The following is a 19,543-nucleotide window of genomic DNA, read 5'->3' as shown; positions in this document are numbered from 1 at the left end:
GGAACGGCCATGACTGCCCCCCTCACTGCCGGCTCCGTCGCCCTCGACGGCAACATCACCGCCGCCCCCGACGCCCCGGAGGCCTTCATCGCCTCGCGGGGCTTCTGGGGTCATGTCGGGCATCGGCTCGTGCGCGATCCCGTCGCGATGGCGGCCGGGATCCTCATCCTGATCGTCATCGCCATCGCGATCCTGTCGCCGTGGATCACGCCGATGGACCCCTACAAGGGCTCCATGCTGCGCCGGCTGAAGCCGGTGGGGGACGCGACCTACTGGTTGGGCTCGGACGAGCTCGGCCGCGACATGATCAGCCGGCTGATGCTCGGCTCACGGCTGTCGCTGTTCATGGGCGTCACACCCGTGCTGATTGCCTTCGTCATCGGCTCCGGCATCGGCATCCTCGCCGGCTATGTCGGCGGCTGGACGAACACGATCCTGATGCGCACCATCGACGTGTTCTTCGCCTTCCCCTCGGTGCTGCTGGCCATCGCCCTTTCGGGGGCGCTGGGCGCGGGTATCTTCAACTCGATCGTCTCGCTGACCTGCGTGTTCGTTCCGCAGATCGCCCGCGTGGCCGAGAGCGTCACCACCGGCATCCGGCGGCGGGACTACATCGACGCCGCCAAGCTCTCAGGCGCCTCGGCCTTCACCATCATGCGGGTGCAGGTGCTCGGCAACGTGGTCGGGCCGATCTTCGTCTACTCGACCAGCCTCATCTCCGTGTCGATGATCCTGGCCTCGGGCCTGTCCTTCCTCGGTCTGGGCGTGCGCCCGCCGGAGCCGGAATGGGGCCTCATGCTCAACACCCTGCGCACGGCGATCTACGTGAACCCCGTCGTGGCGGCCCTGCCGGGCCTCGCGATCTTCATCGTGTCGATCTCCTTCAACCTGTTCTCGGACGGGCTGCGCAGCGCCATGGAGATCCGCCAGTGAGCGTCATCCCGAACGGCCCCGATCCCTTCGCCACCGACCGGGGCGGCCCCGCCCAACCGCTCCTCTCGGTCTCCGGTCTCATCAAGCACTTCCCCGTCCGCAAGGGCACCGGCCCGAAGCGGGTGGTGCGCGCCGTCGATGGCGTCGATTTCGACGTGCTGAAGGGCGAGACGCTGGGCATCGTCGGCGAATCCGGCTGCGGCAAGTCCACGACGGCCAAGCTCATCATGGGCCTGATCGAGCGCGATTCCGGCGAGATGCTCTACGACGGCCAGCCCATTGGCGAGCGGGCCATGCCCTGGCGCAGCTACCGGCGGCAGGCGCAGATGGTCTTCCAGGACAGCTACGCCTCGCTGAACCCGCGCATGACGGTGGAGCAATCCATCGCCTTCGGGCCGAAGGTGAATGGCGTGCCCGGCCGGCAAGCGGTGGAGCGCGCCCGCGCCCTGCTCGCCCGCGTCGGCCTGGAGCCGAAGCGCTTCGCCGGCCGATACCCGCACGAGATCTCCGGCGGCCAGCGGCAGCGGGTGAACATCGCCCGCGCGCTCGCGCTCGAGCCGCGCCTCGTGCTCCTGGACGAGGCCGTCTCGGCCCTCGACAAGTCGGTCGAGGCGCAGGTGCTGAACCTGCTCCTCGACCTCAAGGCCGAGTTCGGCCTCACCTACATCTTCATCAGCCACGATCTGAACGTCGTGCGCTTCATCTCCGACCGGGTGATGGTCATGTATCTCGGCCGCGTCGCCGAGATCGGCCCGTCCGATCAGGTGCTCGCCGCGCCCTCGCACCCCTATACGCAGGCGCTGCTGGCCTCGATGCCCTCGCTGGATCCCGACAACCGGACACAGGAAGCCCTGCTCGCGGGCGATCCGCCGAACCCCATCGATCCGCCCTCCGGCTGTCGCTTCCACCCCCGCTGCACCCTGGCGGAAGGGGTCTGCTCGGCGGTCGAGCCTTCGCTCTCCCCGGTCATGCCCCTGCATCGCGTGGCCTGCCTCGCCCGCCAGCCGGGCTCGGGCCATTCGGCCGCCCCCTCGGAGGCCATCGCGGCATGAGCACGGCACAGGCACGGGACGGCGCGGCCGTCGAACTGTCCGGCCTGCGGGTCGCCTTCGGCAAGACGCAGGTGGTCGATGGCGTCGATCTCAAGGTCGAACGCGGGCAGGCGCTGGCGCTGATCGGCGAATCCGGTTCCGGCAAGAGCGTGACGCTCCGCTCGATCCTGCGGCTGTTCCCGGCCGGGCGCAGCCGGATCGAGGGCAAGATCCTGGCGGCGGGCAAGGACGTGCTCGCCCTCGACACCAAGGCGCTGTCGCATTTCCGGGGCGGCGACGTCTCGATGATCTTCCAGGAGCCGCTGCTCGCCTTCGATCCGGTCTACACGGTGGGCCGGCAGATCACCGAGTCGATCCAGCGCCACGAAAAGATCTCGTCCAAGGATGCGCGGGCTCGGGCGCTCGCCCTGTTCGAGCGGGTCCGCATCCCGAGCCCGGAGCGGCGCCTCGACAATTACCCGCACGAGATGTCGGGCGGGATGCGCCAGCGGGCGATGATCGCCCTGGCGCTCGCCTGCCGGCCGCAGGTGCTGCTCGCCGACGAGCCGACCACCGCGCTCGACGCCACGGTGCAGATCCAGGTGCTGCTCCTTCTGCGCGAGTTGCAGCGGGATCTCGGCCTGTCCATCGTCATCGTCACGCACGATCTCGGCGCGGCGGTGGAGGTCGCAGACCGGATCGCGGTGATGTACGCGGGCAAGATCGTGGAGGTCGGCACCGCCAAGGAGATCGTGCGCGATCCGCACCATCCCTACACGATCGGCCTCCTGCGCAGCCGCGCCGAGGGCGCGATGGACAAGGGCAGCCGCCTTCAGACCATCCCCGGAAGCCCGCCCGACCTCGCCAACCGCCCGCCGGGCTGCCCCTTCGCGCCGCGCTGCTTCCTCGCGGAGGACCGTTGCCGGAAGGAGATGCCGCCGGAGGTGGAACTCTCCCCCGGCCACCGGGCGGCCTGCTGGTTCACCGACGAAGCCTCGTCCGCCTATCGCGCCGGGCCGCAGCCGGTGGCGGTGGAAATGGCCTGATCGAATAAGGTGCTCGGATGAGCCACACCGATTCGTCCGAGCGCCTGAACGAGTACGGCCAGCCCATCGGGCCGGCACTGCCGGAGTGGACGCCCCGTCCGCGTCCGCCGCGCACACCGATGTGCGGCCGGTTCTGCCACGTCGTGCCCCTCGATCCGGCGGCCCATGCGGCAAAGCTCTACGCGCTCTTCCAGGGCGCGCCCGACCGGCGCAGCTGGACCTACCTGATGGACGACCTGCCGGAGACAGAGGCCGCGTTCCGCGAGCGCCTGGACCGGCAGGCGGCGGGAGACGACCCGCTGTTCCACACGATCCTCGACGCGGAGACGGGCGAACCGCTCGGCATTGCCTCCTACCTGCGGATCGACCCGGCCAATGGGGTGATCGAGGTCGGCCACCTGCATTTCGGCCCGAGCCTTCAGCGCAAGCCGGCGGCGACGGAGGCCATGGCCCTGATGATGGCCCGCGCCTTCGATGAATTGGGCTACCGCCGCTACGAGTGGAAATGCGACAGCCTCAACGCGCCCTCGCGCGCGGCGGCCCTGCGGTACGGCTTCGCGTTCGAGGGCATCTTCCGCAAGGCGGTGGTGGTGAAGGGGCGCTCGCGGGACACGGCATGGTACGCCGTGACCGACGCGGACTGGCCACGCCTGCGCGACGCCTTCGCCGCCTGGCTCGCCCCGGAGAACTTCGACGCCGAGGGGCGTCAGCGTCGAAGCCTTGCGGAGATTCGCGGCTGAGGGGCCTTATCGCCCGACAGCGAGGAACCGGTCGGCGCTGCGCAACGCCAGCGCCATGATCGTCAGCGCGGGGTTGGCCGCCAGCGAACTTGGGAAGGTCGAGCCGTCGCTGATCCAGAGGTTGTCGATGTCGAAGCTGCGGCCGAACGCATCGACCACCGCCGTATCGCCGTCATGGCCCATCCTGCAGGTGCCGATGGTGTGGGCCACGCGCTCCAGCACCCAGATGTCCTTGGCACCCGCTGCCTCCCAGAGGTCGCGCATCACCTTGGTGGCGTGGGCGTTCAGCCGCTCCTCGTTGGTGGAGTAGCCGAAGTCGATCTGGGCCTTGCGCATCCCCCGCGCATCGACCTCGTCCGACAGGGTCAGCACGTTGGCATCGCAGGGCAGCGTTTCGCCGTTGATGCCGATTCCGGCGAGGTGATTGTACCGGCCGAGATAGTCGATGAGCGCCTTGCCCCACAGGCCACGTCCGCGCGCGACGGCGTTGCCGAAGGTGAGCGGCACCACGCCGAGGCTCTGGATTAGGTAGCCGCCCGCGAAGTCGGCTCCCTCGGCGCGGATGAAGTCCTCGGTGATGAGCGAGGACGGGTAGCCCCGGTTCATCCGCACCTCGTGGTCGAAGGTGCCCCAGACCTGCGTCGCCACATGGCCCATGTAATTGCGCCCAACCTGGCCGCTGCCGTTGGCGAGGTCGTTGTGCAGCAGCAGGCGCGGCGTCTCGACGGCGCCCGCGCTGAGAAACACCGCCCGGCAGCGCTGGCGCGTTTCGCGGCCCTCATGGCTGTAGATCACCGCCGAGATCCGCCCGTCGGCCCCGCGCTCGAAGCCGGTGACGAAGCATTCAGGCCGGATCTCGGCGCCGTGCGCGACCGCGAGCGGCAGGTAGGTCACGTCCATGCTCGCCTTGGCGCCGTTGCGGCAGCCCTGATGGCAGAAGCCGCAATTGATGCAGCCATGGCGCAGGGGTCCGTCCTCGGACTGGAACTCGCGCGAGACCAGAGCGGCGGGCGCATCCGCCCAACGGATGCCCCGGCTGTCGCAGGCGCCGGCCATAATGTCGGCCGGGCCGTTCCGCTGGACCGGCGGCAGCGGATAGCGGCGCCCCGCATCCCACGGATAGGTCGGCGGGCCTGACACGCCGAGAAAGCCTTCGACCCGCTCGTAGTAGGGCACGAGGTCGGCGTGTTCGAGCGGCCAGTCGACGCCCTCGCCGCTCTCCGTGAACAGGCGCAGGTCGCGGGCATCGGCGCGGGGGACGAAGGCGCCCCAGTGAAGGGTCGAGCCGCCGACACCGGTGCCGCTGTTGTTGGCGCCGAAGGCCTCCGGCGTCGAGCCGCCGCTCAGGCGCTCGTCGGTCCAGTAGATTTCGTCGGCCAGCGTCTCGTCGAAGGCGAACTTTTCGGGCCGGAAGTTCGGCCCTGCCTCCAGGGCGACGACCGACAGGCCCGACGCCGCCAGCTTGGCGATGACGGGCGCACCGCCGGCCCCGGTGCCGATCACCACGACATCGACCGTGTCGCCCTCGGCGTAAGTCCGCATGGAATCGAGGTTCATCGTGCGGACTCCGAGGAGCGGGGCTCCCAGCTTTCAGGGGAATCGAGGCCGGTTTTGTGGAAGCCCGGCAGGCCGGCAGCCAGGGGCTCGGGGCTGTCGCCGCCCGCGCCGATCCCGGAGAAGCCGATGCTGGCGAGCGACGCCGGATGGGCGAGATAGAGGCGCACGGCGTCCGCCCGCACATCCTCGAACCAGAAGCGCATCCGATCCGCATCGAGGAGGCCGCCGAGCGAATCCGGTACGGACAGTTCGCCCTTCTGCGCCAGGGTCAGGAGCGCGTCCTGCCCCGCCTCGTCCAGCGCGACGAAGGGGCGTTCGTGGGCGGCCCGCGATGCCGCATCGAGCGTGCGGAGCGCGGCCCGATAGGCTTCCGCGTCGGGCGGCAGGGCGACGAAGCGCCAGCCGTCGCCGCCACCGGAGGCCAGCCGCGCATCGAGCCGTGCCGCGACGTCGAGGCCCGGCACGGGCAGCACCCGCGCGAAGACCGCCCGCAGGATGGCGAATTCCACTGCATCCATCGCCTTCGGCGCGTAGGCCGGATCGTCGGGCTCGGCGCGCTGGCGAAGGGTCTCGCGCAGGCGGGAATTCACCCGGTCGGAGGCGATCAGCGCATCGTAATCGGCAGGAACGGGGAAAGTGTTCGGCTCGACGGAGGCGGACAGCGGCTCGCGGAGCAGTCGGGCCAGCTCCTCCGGCTTCTCCATCGGCAGCAGATGGGCGACGCCTTCCACCGTGACGAGCCGTCCGTTCGGCAGATGCGGCATGGTCAGCGCCGCTTGGGCGTCGGCGCCGAGATCGGCATCCTCCGATCCCGCGAGGACGAGGGCGGGCATCCGCAGCGTACCGATCCGGCGGCAGTGGTCCTCGTTCGACCCGGAGGTCAGCCACGCCTTCCAGGCGGCGGGGGCGGTGCGGAGCACGTCCTCGACCGCCCGGTCCTCGACCTCGGCCGGGAGCTTCGCGGCGACGTTGGCGCGCACGAACGCGCGGGCCTCCTTCGTGCGGGTCTCGTCGTCGGAATCGATCCAGGCCAGCATCTTGGTGCGGCGATCCTCGGGGATCGGCTCCGGGCTCGGCGGCGAGCCGGAGATCAGCACGAGGCTAGAGAGCCCGTCCAGCCGGTCATCGCCGTCTTCGGCACGCCGGGCGAGGGCGAGGGCGACCTTGGCGCCCATGCTGTGGCCGGCGATGCGGAACGACCCCGGCGCGGCGGCGACGATGGCCTCCGTCACGGCGTCGGCCATGGCGTCGATGCCGTATCCCGACTGGCCGCTCGCCGCGCCGAAGCCCGGCAGGTCGATGGGGACGAGGCGTGCGGTGCCGTCGAGGGCGCGCCCGAGGGCCTCCCAGCTTCGGGTACTTCCGCCTAGAAAGTGGAGGCAGAACAGGGTGTCTGGGGGGCGTCCGGTCATGAGCCGGACATCGCGCGAGCTTAACCGAGTTCAAGTCGGTGCGACATCGCAGGATGGATAATGGCGGGATTAGCCACGGATGATCTGTGCTGGCAGGTGGAAGAAGCCTGCCTGAACGCGTGGCCGAGCCCGCGTCACGCCCTCGTCCATGGCTATCTGCTCCGCGCAGCGGGCGGATCCTCGAAGCGCATCAACTCTTGCAATCCCCTGCGCGGGGCGGGCGACCCAGACGCGGCGATCACGGCCAGCGAGGCCATCTATGCCGGGCTCGGGCAGCGACCGATCTTCCGCGTGCCCGCCATCGCTCCGCAGATGCTCCCCTATCTCGAACGGAGGGGCTACCGTGCCATCGGCGAAACCCGAACCCTGTACCGCGATCTCGGCGACTGCGCCGAAGCCGACGTCACTGTGGCGCCGGCCCCATCACTGGAATGGCTGGCCATCCGCGACGCCGTAAGCGGCCATCATGCCGATACGGCGCGGACGTTCCGCATGGTGACGGAGGCGATCCTGTTGCCGCGCGCCTTCGTGTCGGTGGAAGGGCCGGACGGAATCGGCGCGATCTGCTTCGGCGTCCGGGCCGGAGCGCTGCTCGTGATCGAGTCCGTGGCCGTGCCGAAGGCTCTGCGCCGGCATGGCTTCGCGCGGACGGCGGTGGCCGGCTTGATGCGCTGGGGCGCGGAAACGGGTGCCAGCGCCGTCTGCCTACAGGTCGAGGACAGCAATACGGCGGCGATCACCCTCTACCAGGGCCTCGGCTTCACGCGGGAGCTGTACCGCTACCATTACCGGGTGCGGGATTAGGCGTCGAACAGCGTCCCCTGCTTCGCCTTCGGGCTCTTCGCGCGCGACGCCGGGCGCTTGCCCTTGGCGGGCAGGGCCTCGACGGTCCCGTCCGCGAATTGCAGGGTCAGGCGCGTCGATGCCTCGGCCTCCTCGGCGTGCTTCAGGGGGCGGCCGTCGCCGTCGCGGACCAGGGCGAAGCCCCGGTCGAGGACGGAGCGATAGCTGAGGGTGCCCAGCAGATCGGCCAGCGATTGCAGGCGGCTGTGGCGGCGCTCGATGTCGCGCCGCCCGGCCTGGACGAGCCGCGCCGTTAGCCCGGCCAGGCGATCCCGGCGGCGGGCCTCCAAGGCGCGGGCGCGCTCCAGGCTGGTTTCCTTGGCCAGCACGAGGCGACGGCCGAATTGGGCGACCTGCTCCTCCTTCCGGCGCACCTCGACGATCAGCGCCCGGTGGGCGCGGTCGTCGATGCGGTCTAGGCGGGCGCGGGCCTGGGCGAGGGCGAGTTCCGGCGAGCGGCGGGCAAGCCGGTCGAGGAGCGCCTGGAGCTTCACCCGGTGGCGGGCCGCACCGGCTGCCAGCGCCGGAGCGAGGCGCGCCTCCGCGAGGTCGAGCCGCTGACGCTTGGCCGCGAGCAGCATGTCGGGGCCGGGCATGGCGCGGACGAGGCCACGCAGGTCCGCCCGGTCGCGCTCGATCCGGCGGCGGACGGCGCCTCCGCCCCGCGCCGCCAGATCCGCCACCGTGGCGATGAGGTCGGCGCGCACCGGCACCGCCATCTCGGCCGCGCCGGTCGGCGTCGGCGCGCGGCGGTCGGCGACGTGGTCGATCAGCGTCGTGTCGGTCTCGTGGCCCACCGCCGAAATCAGCGGGATGACGCTCTCGAAGGCGGCGCGGACGACGCATTCCTCGTTGAACGCCCACAGGTCCTCGATCGAGCCGCCGCCACGCGCGACGATCAGCAGATCGGGTCGGGGGATGGGTCCGCCGGGCGTCAGGGCGTTGAATCCCCTGATCGCGGCGGCGACCTCCTCGGCGGCGCCGTCGCCCTGCACGCGCACCGGCCAGACGAGGACCGGGCGGGGGAAGCGGTCCTGCAACCGGTGGAGGATATCGCGGATCACCGCGCCGGTCGGCGAGGTGACGACGCCGACGACGTTCGGCAGGAACGGGATAGGCTTGCGGTGCTCGGGGAGGAACAGGCCCTCGGCGGCGAGCATCTTCCGCCGCTCTTCCAGCAGCGCCATCCACGCGCCGAGCCCGGCGGGCTCCAGGCTGTCGATGACGATCTGGTAGGAGGACTTGCCGGGAAAGGTCGTGATCTTCCCCGTCGCGACGACTTCCAGCCCTTCCTGCGGCTTCTGACGGAGGCGGCCATAGACGCCCTTCCACACCACCGCATCAATCTTGGCCTGCCCATCCTTCAGGGAGAAATAGGCATGGCCAGAGCCGTGCACGCCCCGGAATCCGGAGATCTCACCCCGGAGGCGAACGTGGCCGAAGCGATCTTCCAGGGTTTGCTTCAGCTTCGTCGAGAGCTCGCCAACCGTCCACTCCGGCTGGTTGCCGGCTAGGATCGCGGAGGACGGTACATCCGCCGCGGGCAGCGGGGCCTTGGAGCGGGGAGGGGGGACCAGGGGCATCGCGACGACGCTAGGCGGACGCGGCGTGCCGGTAAAGATGGAAACCGGCCCCTGCGGGAGCATGTACACCCGGAGCAACAAGGGGACGGAACGCCATGAACGCCTTCATCGCAGTGGTGCTGGTCTGCGCCAACGGGATCGCTCAGGAAGCCTGCACCGACGCACAGGCGCTCGAAGTCCGCAAGGTGCGGGTCGCGAACGAACTCGGCTGCGCCACCGGCTGGCAGGAGATCATCGCCCGCACCGACCTGCGCGAGGATATCGGCAAGACCGCCTACCTCAAGACCGAATGCCGGCGGGTGAAGGAGAAGGAATAACCCTCAGCCGATCTCCCGCGCCCGGTCCCGGAGAACGAACTTCTGGATCTTACCCGTCGAGGTCTTCGGCAGGTGGCCGAACACCACCGTCTTCGGCACCTTGTAGCGGGCCATGCGCTCGCGGCAGAAGGCGATGATCGTCTCCTGGCTCGGCACCTCGCTGCCGGGCTTGGCTTCGAGGAAGGCGCAGGGCGTCTCGCCCCAGGTCGCATCGGGCCGGGCGACCACGGCGGCAAGCATCACCGAAGGGTGGCGCATCAGCACCTCCTCCACCTCCAGGCTGGAGATGTTCTCGCCGCCCGAGATGATGATGTCCTTCGAGCGGTCCTTGATCTCGACGGCGCCGTCCGCGTGCCAGACGGCGAGGTCGCCCGTGGCGTACCAGCCGCCGGCCAGCGCCTTCTCCGTGGCGGAGGGGTTGCCGAGATAGCCCTTCATGATCGTGTTGCCGCGCAGGCGGATCTCGCCGATCCGGCTGCCATCCTGCGGCACGGGCTCCCCCGTCTCGGGATCGGTGACGATGACGCCATCGAGGGTCGCCAGCGCCACGCCTTGGCGCGCCATGCGCTGGTAGCGTTCCTCGTCGGTCAATTCGGCCCAGTCGGGCTGGGCGAGGCAGGCGGTGGCCGGGCCGTAGCTCTCCGTCGCCCCGTACAGGTGGGTGATGCGGAAGCCCATCTCCTCCATCGTGCGGATGATGGTGGACGAGGGTGCCGCGCCGCCGACCGCGCAGCGCACCGTCTGGGGGAAGTCCCTCCGCTCGTGCGCGGGGGCATGGGCGATCATCGACAGGACGATGGGCGCGCCGCACAGATGCGTCACCCCGTGCTCTGCGATCAGCCGGAAGATGTCCGCCGGCTCGACCTTGCGCAGGCAGACCTGCGTCGCGCCCGCCGCCACGCAGGCCCAGGGGTAGGACCAGCCGCTGCAATGGAACATCGGCAAGGTCCAGAGATACACGCTCTCGCCCGACAGCCCGAAGGTCACGGCGTTGCCGAGCGCCTGGAGATAGGCGCCGCGATGGCTGTAGACGGCGCCCTTCGGATCGCCCGTCGTGCCGGAGGTGTAGAGCAGGCACAGCGATTGCCACTCGTCGTCAGGCGGCGCCCAGGCATGGGCGGGGTCGCCCGCCTCGATCAGCGCTTCGTAGGGGAGTGCGCCCGCGATCCCCGTCTCGCCGATAGTGATGACGAGGGGCCGCGCCTCCATCGCGGCCAACGCCTTCGCGGCCAGCGGCGCATGGGCCTCCTCGACGATCAGCACCCGCGCGCCGCCGTGCCGGAGGGAGAAGGCGATGGTCGCCGGGTCGAGGCGGGTGTTGAGCGGGTTCAGCACCGCGCCGAGCATCGGCACGGCGAAATGCGCTTCGACCATCTCGGGAATGTTGGAGGCCAGGATCGCCACCGTGTCGAGGCGCCCGATCCCCCGCGCGGCGAGCGAGGAGGCGAGGCGGCGGCAGCGCGCGTAGAGGGCGGCGTAGGTGAGGCGGCGCTCGCCGTCGATCACCGCGACGCGGGCACCGAAGGCCGCCGCCGCGCGGGCGAGCAGGCTCACCGGCGTCAGGGACACATAATTCGCCGCCCTGCGTTCCAGCCCCGCTTCGAAGCGGTGCGCGGCCCCGCCGGCTGGCGGCATCGGGGTGTCCGTCATGACGGCCCTCTCGGTCAGGCGGCGGGCGTGGCGTTCGCCCCTTGGCGCCATGATTTCGAGGGTGGCTCCGCTGTCAATCGCGCGGGGCGGCGGGATCGAATAGGCTGCCTCCTCCGTAACGAGTCGCGGGCTGCCGTCACCGCGATGCGGTTGACGGGATACGCCGTCGTGTAAAATGCCACGCTGCCGGGGCGAACCGGCTTCGTCGCGCGCGGGAGCCGAACGTGAACAACGACAACCTACCGGCCCCATCGGATGCGATGCGCCGCGAGATGGCGGAAAGCGCGGTCGCCAAGGCCCGCGAGGCCTACGAGCGCTACGCCCATGCCGGCGAGCAGGCGCTGAACGCCTTCGAAGCCTCCATGGCCCAGGCCTTCGAGGGCTGGAAGCAGGTGGCGGGCTCGACCCGCGAGGCGGCGACGCAGCTCACCGACAGCAACGTCGCGGGCGCCCGCAAGGCGCGGGAGCAGTGGGAATCGGCCGGCGCGCGCCTCTACAACGCCTTCGAGGACAACGCGAGCCATATGCTCTTCGCCATGCGCGAGATCGGCCACCGCATGCTCGTCGCGTCCGACACGAACGTGCGCGCCTCCCTCGACTTCGCCGAACAGCTCGCCTCCACCTCCGATCCGCGCGAGATGCTGCAATTGCAGGTCTCCTTCATGCAGGACCAGTCGCGGCGGATCACCGATCAGGTGGTCGATCTGCACCAGACCACGTCACGCCTCGCGCGTGAGGCCGCCATCCGCGCCGAAACGCGGTGACGACGCTGCTGCGGAGCCGCCCGCTGCGGCTCGATGAACTGAGCGAAGCCGATGTCCCGTTCCGCACGGGGCATTTCCTCGCCTACGCGCCGAAGGACTTCCACCGCATCGCCTATGTCGATTGGGGCGATCCGGAGAGCCGCCGCGTCATCATCTGCGTTCACGGCCTGAGCCGGCAGGGGCGGGACTTCGACCAGCTCGCCTTCGCGCTCGCCAAGATGGGCTACCGGGTGATCTGCCCGGACCTGCCGGGGCGAGGCCTCTCCGGCTGGCTGCGCGATCCCGAACTCTACGCCCTGCCGCAATACGCCGCCGACATGGCCGCGCTCATCGCCCACCTCAATCTGAAGGGCGAGATCGACTGGATCGGCACCTCCCTCGGGGGCCTAACCGGCATGGTGCTGGCCTCGGCGCAGGACACGCCGATCCGCCGCCTCGTCATCAACGACATCGGGCCGTTTCTGCCCTGGGCGCCCATCCGCCATATCGGCGACCGGCTGCGGGACGCGCCGCGCCTGCACCACAACCTCGCCTCCGGCGAATCGCGCCTGCGGATCGTGCTCGGCGCGTTCGGGCCGCTCACCGACGAGCAATGGCGCCACATCGCCATTCACAGCTTCTTCCCAGAGCCGACCGGCGGCTGGCGGCCGCATTACGACCCCGCCATCGGGCAGGCCTTCCGGCCGGGCCGGGTCTACAGCGTGAGCATGTGGCGCGACTGGGACGCGATCACCTGTCCCGTGCTGCTGCTGCGCGGGGTCGAGTCGGACCTGCTCCTGCGCGAGACGGCCGACGAGATGACCCGGCGCGGCCCGCGCACCTACCGCGTCGAGATTCCCGGCTGCGGCCACGCCCCCGCGCTCCTCGATCCCGACCAGATCCGCATCGTCACGGACTGGATGGGCCCGGCGGTCTGACGTCGCCCGCGCAAAAACCCCGCTGCGGCGAGGCCGCGCGGGCAAGTCGAGCCTGGGTCAAAACGAGCAAAGCCGTGGCGGGAGGGCTGAGGTGGGGCGTCTCGCGTGTTCGAAGTCGTGCCTGGAAGGCCGCTTCCATGCCCCTGGGGCCGCTCCCGTCCGGTTATCCGTCGAAAGGCCGCTAGGTTACGGGCCGAACGGTCCCGCGCCCATCAAGGCGGCATCCTGCTGAGGTGGAGTCATGCCAGTCTCCTTCAGCTCGTTGCGAGTAATTCCCTGGTCATCCGCACTATCCGCTTGGTAACGGATGACGCGTGCCCGCATCCGCGAAGCACTGGAAGAGACTGCGCCCGTCCCACGACCTCGTCAACTCGAAAAATGAAGCCGTCTTCGCTTTCGTACGACCTTAAGAAACCGTCAGGCTTAAGTGATGCACAGCATGATGCCGATTGTTTAGTCCGCAATTGAACGGTCCCGTCCTCTACTGCCGCTGGGCTTCGACCGTCGTCTCGGGTTTGCCGGCGATGCGGTCGCGGAGATCCATGAACCAGGTCGGGGGGGTGGCGCGTCCGTCGCCCACCACCACCGTCGCGGTCATGCCCGCCACCAGGGGGACCTCCGGCGGCACGCGGTCGATTTTGATGCGGACCGGCACGCGCTGGGCGAGGCGCACCCAGGTGTAGACCGGGTTGACGTCCGGCAGGCCCTGCGTGCTCGCGGTGGCGTTGGCGGTGGAGATGCCGAGCGTGATGCTCGCGACCGTGCCGTTCAAGTGCTGCGGATAGCCCATCAGCGCCACATCGGCCGAGGCGCCGACCTGGATGTTGCGCATCTTCGTCTCCTCGAAATACCCGTCGATCCAGTAGGAATCGGTATCGACGACGTTGACGTTCGAGCTGCCGCTGCGGGCATAATCGCCGACCCGCATGAGCAGGTTGGTGACGCGCCCGTTCACGGTAGAGCGGACCTGCGTGCGCTCCAGATTGACTTTGGCCTGCCTCAGCTGCGCCTGTGCCGCCTCAAGAGCCGCCGAAGCGATCTTGGCGTTGCCGGCGTAGATCTGCTTCTCCTCGATGGAGGTCGAGACGGTGGACAGCGCTTCGCGCCGCGCGGCCTGGGCGCTCTTCACCGAGAGGTCGGCCTCGCGGTTCTTCACCTCGGCATCGGCCGACGACACGGCGACCTGAAAGTCGATAGGGTCGATGACGTAGAGGATGTCGCCCTTCTTCACGTTCTGGTTGTCCGCCACCTTCACGGCGACGATCTGGCCGGAGACCTGCGGGGCGATGTTGGCGACCTGCACGCGCACCCGCCCGTCGCGGGTCCAGGGAGCCTCGACGTAGAATTGCCAGACGAAGGCCGCCGCCACGAAGGCGACGATCAGGATCAGCCCTGTCGCGGCGAAGCGGAACACCTTCGCCGCCCGGCTGCGCCCGGTGGCCTTCGTAAAGCGCGCATGCGTGGCGGGCGGTTCGACCGGTGGCGGCGCGGATTTCCCGTCCTCCAACTCGGCCGGCGCGACCTTCTTGGGATCGTCCTCGTCTGCGGTGGTCTGCGGCATCAGGTCAGGGCAATCAGCAGGGCGAGGACGCAGACATAGATGCCGGCCTCGGCGAGGGGAGCGTTCGCGACGTAGCGGCTGAGCCGGATGCGGGCGAAGACGAAACGGAGCGCGAGCAGAATAGCGAAGGCGACGAGGGCGTAACCCACGAAGGACGAGATCAGGACCCCGCCGAAGTGGATATCCTCGTGCATGACCAGTCTTGCTGCCTCTATCTCAGAACGGAGCGATATCGAGCCGCTGTAGAAAGCGTCGATGGTGCGCAATGGTTCGAGCCGCGCTGACGAGATCGCTCACCGCCCGCGCGGTCAGGAGCCGCACGCCCCGGTCTTCGCCCCGCGCGCTGCCGAGCAGGGCCTGCGCGGATAACTCCAGGGCACGGTCGTCGCCGCGTGCCAAAGCGTTGCGGGTGCCGGGGATCACAGCCCGCAGGGGCTCGATTTGCCACAGGGCGCGCAATTCCGCATGCGCCCGCGCCGCCGCCGCTTCGAGCCGGGCCAGGGCGAAGGCGTGGCTGAGGTTCGCCTTGCGCACGGCGCTGTTGCCGGAACTGTAGCCCGCGAACTGGAAGAGGCGGTCGGCATTCAGGCTGGTGCGGGTCGTGGCGTCGCCGCCCTCGCCGAGCAGGGCATCGGCCAGGGACCGCTTGGCGGAATCGAGGGCGAAGACCCGCTGCTGCGCATTGTTCACCGGCAGGACGAGCCGCACCACCACGCCGAGGATCACCGCCGCCACGAGGACGAGGAAGCCGTTCAGCAGGAAGGTGAGGGCATCGTAATCCTGCGGGTTCGAGGGGCTGAGCAGGACGGGGAAGAACACGATCAGGATGAAGCCGATACCGAAGGTTTTTTGATTCAGCGACAGGAAGCAGCCGAGATAGATGACCGGCGCCATCACCATGGCCAGCATCGGAAAACCCTGGACGCCGTTCAGCAGGGTGAAGCGGGCGATGCCGGCGAAGGTCGCGGCGAGCGTCATGCCGATCATCACGCCGTTGGCGAACTTCTTCGGGTCCGGCGTCACCGACGAGAGCGAGGAGGTCGCCGCGACCTGCACGAGGGCGAAGGAGGCCTGCGGCAAGCCCAAGGCCACGAAGCTCGCCGCCGTGACGGCAAAGCCGATCACCACCCGCATCGCGCCACGCGCCGCCACGGGGAAGTCGCGGTGGGTCGGCAGGCGCGCATCGCGGAGGGGTTCGTGTCCGTCGGCGAGCGCCTTCAGCCCGTCCAGGGCGAAGGTCGCCGCGCAGGCGAAATCGAGGGCGCGCTGAAGCACGACGATCTCGTCGATGGGGCGGTCGGCATCGCGGATCGCCTCATCGATCAGTTCGCGCAGGCGTTCGTCCTCCGCGTCGAGCCGTGCCGGATCGGGCCCGGCGGCGATGCGGCGGCAGATGGCGAGTGCTTCCTCGACGGCCGGCGACGGCTCGCGCAGATGTGCCGCCGCCGCTGCGACGGTGCGGATCGCCGCCGCCATGGCATAGAGCGCCGCGATGCAGCTTCGCGACCCAGCCGCCCGGAAGGGCCCGTCATCGAGTTCCCCGGCGATGGCGCTGGCATCGGCGCGCATGGGCGCGATCTGGCGGATCAGCGCCGCCGTGCGGACGACGCCGAGATCGCCCTTCTCCAGCGTCTCCTTCGCGTAGGCGCGGGTGGCGTCCCAGGCCGACGTGAGCGTCGGCAAGAGGGAACGCCACGTGCTCGGGGAGGCGAGGGCATCGTTGATGAAGGTGATCGCGACGATGCCGATGACGATGGCCGCCACGCGCGCGGTCGCGGCGTCGAACGTGTCCTGCGGCGTATCGATCTGCGCCAGCGCCACGATACCGACCGTGTAGCCGGAGAGCATGGCCCCGTAGGCGCGGGTATCCTGCAGGTATTGCGCGACGAGCACGCAGAGGCCGAGCCAGACCGCGACCGAGGTGAGGAGCAGCACCCGGTCCTGACCGAACAGGGCGATGAAGACGATGGAGACGGCCGCGCCGATCAGCGTGCCGACGAGGCGGTAGACCGCCTTCGACAAGGCCTGTCCGCGTTTGGGTTGGGCGAGAATCGCCACGCAGGTCGCGGCCGAGGAGGCGCTTTCCAGCTGCAGCCAGAAGGCGACCCCGAGGGCCAGCATCATCGCCAGCCAGATTCGCGTCGCGAAAGCCCAGGCCGGAAGCCTGGGCACGTATTGATCGACGGCATCGATCAGCCGGTCGAGGCGGGAGCCACCGGCCGGCGCGGCACTGTCGAGCCGCGCGTTCATCGTCCCACACTCCAGCTGAGCCGTTAGGCGGGCATCAACGCGCGCGCAGTCACCGGAGTTTCACGGCAGCGCCGCCGCAGCCGGTCAGGCCTTGTCGTGGCCCTTCAGCCGCTTGTTGCACTTGCTCCAGAATTGCGGCCACTTCGGCCCCTCGGTCGCCTTCTGGGCGTCGGTGAGGGCGCGCCATTCGGTGCCACAGGTCTTCTGCCGCTCGCGGGCGGCGGCCTGTCCGGCGCTCGGCGCCTTAGCAGACGGCGCCTTGGCGGACGGCGCGGTCTCGGCGGGGGCGGGCTCCTTGGCGAAAGCCGCCGGGGCGGCGGCGAGGGACAGGGCGAGACACGCAGCCCTGAACAGACGGTCGTTCATCGTAGCGTCCTGATCACCGCCGACACGGGCGGCGACCGGAGCGGGGCATGGCGACCGCCCGCCGGTCGAGCGCGAACCGGCGTTGCGCACAGGATCGTCCCCTCACGAAGGCGTGAGACAATCTGGGCGTGTGGCTTGAGCGGCGGGGCAAAATCGTCTTCATTCGCAGCCGCACAGGGTCCGTCTGGGATTGCCTGAAGGGAAGCGATTGATGGCAGCGGTCAACGCCCGGCCGATCGACGTGCACACGTGGAGCACGCCGAACGGTTGGAAGGTTCCGATCATGCTGGAGGAGTGCGAGCTCCCCTATCGGATCGTGCCCGTGAACATCGCGAAGAACGAGCAGTTCGCGCCCGACTTCCTGGCGATCTCACCCAACAACAAGATCCCGGCCATCGTCGATCCCGAAGGCCCCGGCGGCCAGCCGATCACCGTCTTCGAATCGGGGGCGATCCTGCAGTATCTCGGCCGCAAGACCGGGAAGCTCTACCCGGCCGACGAGCGCGCGCGGGTGGCGGTGGACGAGTGGCTGTTCTGGCAGGTGGCAGGGTTCGGGCCGATGCTCGGACAGACGCACCATTTCACCATCTACGCGCCGGAAAAGGTGCCCTACGCCATCGAGCGCTTCACCGCCGAGGCCAAGCGGCTCTACGGCGTGCTGGAACGGCGTCTCGAAGGCCGCGAGTACATCGCGGACCAGTTCTCCATCGCCGACATCGCGACGGTGACGTGGGCCAAGCTCAACTTCAAGCAGGGTGTGGACATCGGCACCCTGCCGAACGTCGCCCGGTGGCTCGAGCGGGTGCTGGCGAGGCCCGCCGTGCAACGGGGCCTCGCCGCGGTCTAGGCGGTCAGTTCTTGTTCGACGCCTGCTGGTTCACGCCAGGCACACGCGTCCAGGTCTGCGAGCCGCAGAGCACCTTCAAGAGGCAGCCCGAGACGCTGAGTTCGGATTCGCTCTCGCGCTCCACGCTCACGTCGTAGGTCTTGCCCTCCTCGACATTGTAGATCTGGCCCGCGAACTTGCCGTCCTCCGGCCGCAGGCCCTCGATCAGCTGAAGGCCGATCACCGGGCGGGCGCGCTTCTTCGGGTCCGGGTTCTTGATGTCGGTGCGCGGGGCGCCGGTATCCGTGGTCGGCACCTTGAGCCACACGACCTTGCCGCAGACATGGGACGCGTTCGCGCCGCAGCGGTCGATCTGGATCTTGGCGCGGCCGTCACCCGTCAGCCAGGTGCCGGAGGGATCGCGGGGCGTCTCGGCCTGGACGGCGCCGAGGCCGGCCAGGAGGAAAGCGGGGCTGAGGGCGATGCGCAGGATCGGCTTCATGGGCAGCTCCGGATTCTGAACGGCCCGGCGTTGCGCCGGACCCGATGCGGCAATGGAGCCCTCGCAATCGGGCGAATTCTTGGCCGTGTTGCGGCAAGGCCACGTTTCCCCGGTTTTCCGAATCCGCCCCGCTGGGTTGAGGCAGGGGTTGCGCGGGGCTATAAGCCCGCCGCCCAAGGGATTTCGCGCGAGAGGGGATTTCGCAGAAGGCCCCTTGGCCGCGGTGCGATGCGGACCCGGTTCGTGCGCCCGATCTCCCGCCCGAATTCCCGACAGAAAGACCACGGACCATGGCCACCGAGCGCACCTTCTCGATCCTCAAGCCCGATGCGACCCGCCGCAACATCACCGGCGCCGTGAACGCCGTGATCGAGGGCGCGGGCCTCCGCATCGTCGGCCAGCGCCGCATCCAGATGACCAAGGCCCAGGCCGAAAAGTTTTACGAGGTCCACAAGGAGCGCCCGTTCTTCGGCGAGCTCGTGGAGTTCATGACCTCCGGCCCGGTGGTCGTGCAGGTGCTCGAAGGCGAGAACGGCGTCGCCAAGTACCGTGAGGTGATGGGTGCCACGAACCCGGCCCAGGCCGCCGAGGGCACCATCCGCAAGCAGTTCGCCGAGTCGGTCGGCGAGAACACCGTCCACGGTTCGGACAGCGCCGAGAACGCGAAGCTCGAGATCGCGCAGTTCTTCCAGGATTCGGATCTCACCAAGTAAGGTGACGGTGGCCGGTGGGGCACACAGCCCCGCCGGCGCCATCCGGGAACGGGCTCTTGCGCGTGATGACCGGAAGGTGTGTCCGCCCCGTCATTGACGGCGCGGAGTCCGGGGGCGACCAGGGAACTCGGTAGAACACCCCGAGCCCTGGGACCACGATACGATGACGACCCGCCTCCGCCTGCTGGCCGCGACCGGCCTCCTCGCCCTCGGCGCCACCGCCGCCCTCGCCAGCGGCTCGTCGGCCCCGTTCGAGCAGTACCAGCCCGACCCGGCGCTCAAGACTGCGAGCAAGGCCAACCTCGAAGGCCGCGTGCGCCACGCCTGCGCCGTCGTGCAGGCCCGCATGACCAGCGCCCCCGAGGCGTCCCTGGATCGCCCCTGCGGCTGCTACGCCAAGCAGACCCTGCGCAGCCTCGACGAGTCCGAGCTCGATGCCTACCGCGTCACCGGCTACTTCAACGACAGCGCCCGCGCCAAGGCTCTCTCGGCCCTCGACGCCTGCAAGCTGCAGCGCCCGGTCTAATCCACG

General features: G+C 69.5%; 20 protein-coding genes. 11 read left to right on the top strand and 9 right to left on the bottom strand.

Features of this window, described 5'->3' with window-relative positions; all coding sequences use genetic code 11:
- Positions 1 to 9 precede the first annotated feature (9 nt).
- From AAHF99_RS06530 to AAHF99_RS06515, 4 genes are read left to right on the top strand one after another with little or no spacing between them, the layout of a single operon-like run.
- Positions 10 to 933 carry an ABC transporter permease gene (locus AAHF99_RS06530; protein ID WP_243957411.1) on the top strand — a complete coding sequence of 308 codons (924 nt, stop codon included), beginning with the start codon at positions 10 to 12 and terminating at the stop codon, positions 931 to 933.
- The gene (locus AAHF99_RS06525; RefSeq protein ID WP_342163265.1) at positions 930 to 1,985 is read left to right on the top strand and encodes an ABC transporter ATP-binding protein; all 1,056 of its coding nucleotides are present in this window, start codon (positions 930 to 932) and stop codon (positions 1,983 to 1,985) included. Before AAHF99_RS06530 ends, AAHF99_RS06525 begins: the two co-directional genes overlap by 4 nt.
- Positions 1,982 to 3,010 (top strand): ABC transporter ATP-binding protein, encoded by a 1,029-nt coding sequence (locus tag AAHF99_RS06520; RefSeq protein WP_342163264.1) that lies wholly within the window; start codon positions 1,982 to 1,984, stop codon positions 3,008 to 3,010. Before AAHF99_RS06525 ends, AAHF99_RS06520 begins: the two co-directional genes overlap by 4 nt.
- Positions 3,011 to 3,027: 17 nt before the next feature.
- Complete coding sequence (locus tag AAHF99_RS06515; RefSeq protein WP_342163263.1) at positions 3,028 to 3,750, top strand: GNAT family N-acetyltransferase; 723 nt, start codon at positions 3,028 to 3,030, stop codon at positions 3,748 to 3,750.
- A 6-nt stretch (positions 3,751 to 3,756) separates the two neighbouring features.
- Here the strand turns inward: AAHF99_RS06515 and AAHF99_RS06510 are convergent, their stop codons facing one another.
- Positions 3,757 to 5,307 carry a GMC family oxidoreductase gene (locus AAHF99_RS06510; RefSeq protein ID WP_342163262.1) on the bottom strand — a complete coding sequence of 517 codons (1,551 nt, stop codon included), beginning with the start codon at positions 5,305 to 5,307 and terminating at the stop codon, positions 3,757 to 3,759.
- Positions 5,304 to 6,719: an alpha/beta hydrolase gene (locus AAHF99_RS06505; RefSeq protein ID WP_342163261.1), complete on the bottom strand. Its 1,416-nt coding sequence runs from the start codon at positions 6,717 to 6,719 to the stop codon at positions 5,304 to 5,306. Before AAHF99_RS06505 ends, AAHF99_RS06510 begins: the two co-directional genes overlap by 4 nt.
- 60 nt (positions 6,720 to 6,779) lie before the next feature.
- On the opposite strand from AAHF99_RS06505, the gene AAHF99_RS06500 reads away from it, so the two are divergent.
- Positions 6,780 to 7,523: a GNAT family N-acetyltransferase gene (locus tag AAHF99_RS06500; protein WP_342163260.1), complete on the top strand. Its 744-nt coding sequence runs from the start codon at positions 6,780 to 6,782 to the stop codon at positions 7,521 to 7,523.
- Here AAHF99_RS06500 and xseA read toward each other — a convergent pair.
- Positions 7,520 to 9,145 (bottom strand): exodeoxyribonuclease VII large subunit, encoded by a 1,626-nt coding sequence (gene xseA, locus AAHF99_RS06495; RefSeq protein ID WP_342163259.1) that lies wholly within the window; start codon positions 9,143 to 9,145, stop codon positions 7,520 to 7,522. The genes AAHF99_RS06500 and xseA overlap by 4 nt on opposite strands.
- A 95-nt stretch (positions 9,146 to 9,240) precedes the next feature.
- On the opposite strand from xseA, the gene AAHF99_RS06490 reads away from it, so the two are divergent.
- Positions 9,241 to 9,462 carry a hypothetical protein gene (locus AAHF99_RS06490; protein WP_342163258.1) on the top strand — a complete coding sequence of 74 codons (222 nt, stop codon included), beginning with the start codon at positions 9,241 to 9,243 and terminating at the stop codon, positions 9,460 to 9,462.
- Between the two features lie 3 nt (positions 9,463 to 9,465).
- On the opposite strand, the gene AAHF99_RS06485 is transcribed toward AAHF99_RS06490, so the two are convergent.
- A complete protein-coding gene (locus AAHF99_RS06485; protein ID WP_342163257.1) occupies positions 9,466 to 11,112 on the bottom strand; it encodes an AMP-binding protein in 1,647 nt (548 codons plus the stop codon).
- A 224-nt stretch (positions 11,113 to 11,336) separates the two neighbouring features.
- Here AAHF99_RS06485 and AAHF99_RS06480 point away from each other — a divergent pair, with 224 nt between their 5' ends.
- Both AAHF99_RS06480 and AAHF99_RS06475 read left to right on the top strand, forming a co-directional pair.
- On the top strand, positions 11,337 to 11,876 hold the full coding sequence (locus AAHF99_RS06480) for a phasin family protein (RefSeq protein WP_342163256.1): 540 nt from the start codon (positions 11,337 to 11,339) through the stop codon (positions 11,874 to 11,876).
- Positions 11,873 to 12,793, top strand: a complete 921-nt coding sequence (locus tag AAHF99_RS06475) for an alpha/beta fold hydrolase (RefSeq protein ID WP_342163255.1) — start codon at positions 11,873 to 11,875, stop codon at positions 12,791 to 12,793. The genes AAHF99_RS06480 and AAHF99_RS06475 overlap by 4 nt, the downstream gene beginning before the upstream one ends.
- A 481-nt stretch (positions 12,794 to 13,274) precedes the next feature.
- Here AAHF99_RS06475 and AAHF99_RS06470 read toward each other — a convergent pair whose 3' ends face one another.
- From AAHF99_RS06470 to AAHF99_RS06455, 4 genes are all read right to left on the bottom strand, one after another.
- Entirely contained in the window at positions 13,275 to 14,354 is a 1,080-nt protein-coding gene (locus AAHF99_RS06470; protein ID WP_342163254.1) for an HlyD family secretion protein, read from the bottom strand.
- On the bottom strand, positions 14,354 to 14,548 hold the full coding sequence (locus tag AAHF99_RS06465) for a DUF1656 domain-containing protein (protein ID WP_342163253.1): 195 nt from the start codon (positions 14,546 to 14,548) through the stop codon (positions 14,354 to 14,356). Before AAHF99_RS06465 ends, AAHF99_RS06470 begins: the two co-directional genes overlap by 1 nt.
- 22 nt (positions 14,549 to 14,570) lie before the next feature.
- Entirely contained in the window at positions 14,571 to 16,604 is a 2,034-nt protein-coding gene (locus AAHF99_RS06460; protein WP_342163251.1) for an FUSC family protein, read from the bottom strand.
- An 84-nt stretch (positions 16,605 to 16,688) separates the two neighbouring features.
- The gene (locus AAHF99_RS06455; protein ID WP_342163250.1) at positions 16,689 to 16,970 is read right to left on the bottom strand and encodes a hypothetical protein; all 282 of its coding nucleotides are present in this window, start codon (positions 16,968 to 16,970) and stop codon (positions 16,689 to 16,691) included.
- 211 nt (positions 16,971 to 17,181) lie between these two features.
- Between AAHF99_RS06455 and AAHF99_RS06450 the strand changes: the two genes are divergently transcribed.
- Complete coding sequence (locus tag AAHF99_RS06450) at positions 17,182 to 17,817, top strand: glutathione S-transferase family protein (RefSeq protein ID WP_342163248.1); 636 nt, start codon at positions 17,182 to 17,184, stop codon at positions 17,815 to 17,817.
- Positions 17,818 to 17,821: 4 nt separating this feature from the next.
- Here AAHF99_RS06450 and AAHF99_RS06445 read toward each other — a convergent pair whose 3' ends face one another.
- Positions 17,822 to 18,286 (bottom strand): DUF2147 domain-containing protein, encoded by a 465-nt coding sequence (locus tag AAHF99_RS06445; RefSeq protein WP_342163453.1) that lies wholly within the window; start codon positions 18,284 to 18,286, stop codon positions 17,822 to 17,824.
- Between the two features lie 302 nt (positions 18,287 to 18,588).
- Between AAHF99_RS06445 and ndk the strand changes: the two genes are divergently transcribed.
- Positions 18,589 to 19,011: a nucleoside-diphosphate kinase gene (gene ndk, locus AAHF99_RS06440; protein WP_342163247.1), complete on the top strand. Its 423-nt coding sequence runs from the start codon at positions 18,589 to 18,591 to the stop codon at positions 19,009 to 19,011.
- Between the two features lie 163 nt (positions 19,012 to 19,174).
- Positions 19,175 to 19,537, top strand: coding sequence for a hypothetical protein (locus AAHF99_RS06435; RefSeq protein ID WP_342163246.1), 363 nt, complete (start codon positions 19,175 to 19,177; stop codon positions 19,535 to 19,537).
- Positions 19,538 to 19,543 lie beyond the last annotated feature (6 nt).

It is taken from the genome of Methylobacterium litchii (assembly GCF_038442315.1).
Lineage (GTDB): Bacteria > Pseudomonadota > Alphaproteobacteria > Rhizobiales > Beijerinckiaceae > Methylobacterium > Methylobacterium litchii.
This window is presented reverse-complemented; position numbering and strand designations above follow the sequence as displayed.

Bases quoted from the DNA above. Each gene is read 5' to 3' on its own strand.
- AAHF99_RS06530 (WP_243957411.1), top strand. From the start codon at position 10: ATGACTGCCCCCCTCACTGCCGGCTCCGTCGCCCTCGACGGCAACATC.
- AAHF99_RS06520 (WP_342163264.1), top strand. From the start codon at position 1,982: ATGAGCACGGCACAGGCACGGGACGGCGCGGCCGTCGAACTGTCCGGC.
- AAHF99_RS06515 (WP_342163263.1), top strand. From the start codon at position 3,028: ATGAGCCACACCGATTCGTCCGAGCGCCTGAACGAGTACGGCCAGCCC.
- AAHF99_RS06510 (WP_342163262.1), bottom strand. From the start codon at position 5,307: ATGAACCTCGATTCCATGCGGACTTACGCCGAGGGCGACACGGTCGAT.
- AAHF99_RS06505 (WP_342163261.1), bottom strand. From the start codon at position 6,719: ATGACCGGACGCCCCCCAGACACCCTGTTCTGCCTCCACTTTCTAGGC.
- AAHF99_RS06500 (WP_342163260.1), top strand. From the start codon at position 6,780: ATGGCGGGATTAGCCACGGATGATCTGTGCTGGCAGGTGGAAGAAGCC.
- xseA (WP_342163259.1), bottom strand. From the start codon at position 9,145: ATGCCCCTGGTCCCCCCTCCCCGCTCCAAGGCCCCGCTGCCCGCGGCG.
- AAHF99_RS06490 (WP_342163258.1), top strand. From the start codon at position 9,241: ATGAACGCCTTCATCGCAGTGGTGCTGGTCTGCGCCAACGGGATCGCT.
- AAHF99_RS06485 (WP_342163257.1), bottom strand. From the start codon at position 11,112: ATGACGGACACCCCGATGCCGCCAGCCGGCGGGGCCGCGCACCGCTTC.
- AAHF99_RS06470 (WP_342163254.1), bottom strand. From the start codon at position 14,354: ATGCCGCAGACCACCGCAGACGAGGACGATCCCAAGAAGGTCGCGCCG.
- AAHF99_RS06465 (WP_342163253.1), bottom strand. From the start codon at position 14,548: ATGCACGAGGATATCCACTTCGGCGGGGTCCTGATCTCGTCCTTCGTG.
- AAHF99_RS06460 (WP_342163251.1), bottom strand. From the start codon at position 16,604: ATGAACGCGCGGCTCGACAGTGCCGCGCCGGCCGGTGGCTCCCGCCTC.
- AAHF99_RS06455 (WP_342163250.1), bottom strand. From the start codon at position 16,970: ATGAACGACCGTCTGTTCAGGGCTGCGTGTCTCGCCCTGTCCCTCGCC.
- AAHF99_RS06450 (WP_342163248.1), top strand. From the start codon at position 17,182: ATGGCAGCGGTCAACGCCCGGCCGATCGACGTGCACACGTGGAGCACG.
- ndk (WP_342163247.1), top strand. From the start codon at position 18,589: ATGGCCACCGAGCGCACCTTCTCGATCCTCAAGCCCGATGCGACCCGC.
- AAHF99_RS06435 (WP_342163246.1), top strand. From the start codon at position 19,175: ATGACGACCCGCCTCCGCCTGCTGGCCGCGACCGGCCTCCTCGCCCTC.